The organism is Streptomyces sp. UH6 (assembly GCF_013421635.1).
Classification (GTDB): Bacteria; Actinomycetota; Actinomycetes; order Streptomycetales; family Streptomycetaceae; genus Streptomyces; species Streptomyces abyssomicinicus.
Map to the genome: position 1 here is coordinate 1 of NZ_JACADT010000721.1, position 2,908 is coordinate 2,908.

Genomic DNA, 2,908 nt, shown 5'->3' on the forward strand with positions numbered 1-2,908 from the left:
TTCGGCCGCCTGGGCGCGGGCGCGCTCGTCGTCGCCGTCGTTGACGACGGTGACGTGCGCGCCCAGGCCCACCAGGACCTTCGCCGCCGGGACCCCGGAGACGCCGAGCCCGGCGACGGTGACGTTCTTCCCCCGCAGATCTTCCCCCCGCCACTCCTGGCCGTGGGTCACTTGTTGGCCGCCCATCCCGCGTAGAAGATGCCCAGTCCGACGATCACGCACATGCCCTGGATGATCCAGAAGCGGACCACCACCAGGACCTCGGACCAGCCCTTGAGTTCGAAGTGGTGCTGAAGTGGCGCCATCCGGAAGACACGCTTGCCGGTCAGCTTGAACGAGCCGACCTGGATGACCACCGACATGGTGATGAGGACGAACAGACCGCCCAGCAGCGCGAGCAGCAGCTCGGTGCGGGAGCAGATCGCGAGGCCGGCCAGCGCGCCGCCGAGGGCGAGCGAACCGGTGTCGCCCATGAAGATCTTCGCCGGGGAGGTGTTCCACCACAGGAAGCCGAAGCAGGAGCCCATCAGCGCGGCGGAGACCACCGCGAGGTCGAGCGGGTCGCGTACCTCGAAACAGGCGCTGGGGTTGGTGAGGGTGCCCGCGTTGGCGCAGGACTCCTGGAACTGCCAGATGCCGATGTAGGTGTAGGCGCCGAAGACCATCACCGAGGCGCCGGTGGCGAGGCCGTCGAGGCCGTCGGTGAGGTTCACGCCGTTCGACATGGCGAGGATCATGAACAGCGCCCAGACCACGAAGAGGACCGGGCCGATCGACCAGCCGAAGTCCTCGACGAAGGAGATCCGGGTGGACGCCGGGGTGTTGCCCCGGATGTCGGCGAACTGCAGCGAGAGCACCGCGAAGGCGATGCCCACGATGAGCTGGCCGGCCATCTTCGCCTTGGCCCGCAGGCCGAGCGAACGCCTCTTGACGATCTTGATGTAGTCGTCGAGGAAGCCGACCAGGCCCATGCCGGCCATCAGTCCGAGGACCAGCAGGCCGGAGAGCGTGGGCTCGTAGCCGGTGATCAGCTTGGCCGCGAAGTACGCGATGACCGTCGCCAGGATGAAGGCGATGCCGCCCATGGTGGGCGTACCGCGCTTGCTGTGGTGCTCGCGCGGTCCGTCGTCGCGGATGTACTGGCCGTACCCCTTCTTGGCCAGCAGCTTGATCAGCAGCGGGGTGCCGATCAGGGTCAGGAAGAGGCCGATGACTCCCGCGAACAGGATCTGCTTCATCATCGGGCGGCGACCTCACCCTCGAGCAGCGCCTCGGCGACCTTCTCGAGCCCCACCGACCGGGACGCCTTCACCAGGACGACGTCCCCCGGTCGCAGCTCGCTGCGCAACAGGTCGATCGCCGCCTCTGCGTCGGACACGTGCACCGACTCCTCACCCCACGAACCCTCGTTGTATGCGCCCAGTTGCAGCCAGCGGGCCTCCTGGCCACCGACCGCGACGAGCTTGCCGACATTGAGCCGGACGGCGAGCCGTCCGACGGCGTCGTGCTCGGCGAGCGCCTCGTCCCCGAGCTCGGCCATCTGGCCGAGCACCGCCCACGTACGGCCCCCCTTGGCCCGTGCGGACTCACCCATGGCGACGAGCGCGCGCAGGGCGGCTCGCATGGACTCGGGGTTCGCGTTGTAGGCGTCGTTGACGACGGTCACGCCGTCCGGGCGCTCGGTGACCTCCATACGCCAGCGGGAGAGGGAGTCCGCCTCGGAGAGCGCGATGGCGATCTCCTCCGCGGACATGCCCAGCTCATGGGCGACGGCGGCCGCGGCGAGCGCGTTCGACACGTGGTGCTCACCGTACAGGCGCATCGTCACATCGCTGCACCCGGAGGGTGTGTGAAGGCGGAACGCGGGGCGTCCGGTGTCCGTGAGTCGGACGTTCTCGGCCCGAACGTCCGCTTCGTCCGACTCGCCGAAGAAGACCGTCTTCGCCGTGGTCCGGGAGGCCATGGCCTTGACGTACGGATCGTCCATGTTGAGCACGGCGATCCCGCCGTCCTCGGCGGACGGCAGCGCCTCGACGAGTTCGCCCTTGGCCTGGGCGATCTGCTCCCGGCCGCCGAACTCCCCGATGTGGGCGCTGCCCACGTTGAGCACGACGCCGATCCGGGGCGGGGTGAGCCCGGCGAGGTAGCGGATGTGGCCGATGCCGCGGGCGCCCATCTCCAGCACCAGGAAACGGGTTTCCTCGGTGGCGCTGAGCGCGGTGAGCGGCAGGCCGATCTCGTTGTTGAGCGAGCCCGGCGTGAAGACCGTGGGCGCCTTGCGGCGCAGCACCTGGGCGATGAGGTCCTTGGTGCTGGTCTTCCCGGCGGAGCCGGTGAGGGCGACGAGGGTGGCGCCGAGGCGGGTCACCACGTGGCGCGCGAGCGCGCCGAGGGCGGCCTGGACGTCGTCCACGACGATGGCGGGCACGCCGACGGGACGGGACGCCAGGACGGCGACGGCTCCCGCCTCGACGACCTGCGCCGCGTAGTCGTGGCCGTCGACGCGCTCGCCCGTGAAGGCGGCGAAGAGGCTGCCGGGCGTCACGTCCCGGGAGTCGCGGACGACGGACCCGGTGACCTTGACCGACGGATCCGGTATGTCGTGCGTCTGCCCGCCGACGGCTTCTGCGATCTCGGCGAGGGAGAGGGCGATCACTGGTTCATCCCTGGGTCTTCTGAAGTGCCTGGGTCTTCTGGACGGCTTCGCGGAGGACCTGGCGGTCGTCGAAAGGCCGGACGACCCCGGCGATGTCCTGGCCCTGCTCGTGGCCCTTGCCCGCGACGAGCACGGTGTCGCCGGGCCGGGCGAGCGCGACGGCGGCCTCGACGGCGGCGGCCCGGTCCTCGAAGACGCGGACCTCGCCGCGTTCGTGGGCGGGCACCGACGCCGCGCCCTGGAGCATGGCGG

Annotated in this window: 3 protein-coding genes and 1 pseudogene; all 4 read right to left on the reverse strand. The window is 70.2% G+C overall.

Annotated elements, in window-relative coordinates:
- Window positions 1-186 (reverse strand): annotated as a pseudogene (gene murD, locus HW445_RS24810) (UDP-N-acetylmuramoyl-L-alanine--D-glutamate ligase); the annotation flags it as partial.
- On the reverse strand, window positions 168-1,241 hold the full coding sequence (gene mraY, locus HW445_RS24815) for a phospho-N-acetylmuramoyl-pentapeptide-transferase (protein ID WP_151772823.1): 1,074 nt from the start codon (window positions 1,239-1,241) through the stop codon (window positions 168-170). The gene mraY and the pseudogene murD, both read right to left, overlap by 19 nt.
- Window positions 1,238-2,656 carry a UDP-N-acetylmuramoyl-tripeptide--D-alanyl-D-alanine ligase gene (gene murF, locus HW445_RS24820; protein WP_180223160.1) on the reverse strand — a complete coding sequence of 473 codons (1,419 nt, stop codon included), beginning with the start codon at window positions 2,654-2,656 and terminating at the stop codon, window positions 1,238-1,240. The genes mraY and murF overlap by 4 nt, the downstream gene beginning before the upstream one ends.
- A gap of 4 nt (window positions 2,657-2,660) precedes the next feature.
- On the reverse strand, window positions 2,661-2,908 hold a 248-nt coding region (locus tag HW445_RS24825), incomplete at its 5' end, for a glutamate ligase domain-containing protein (protein WP_374939690.1).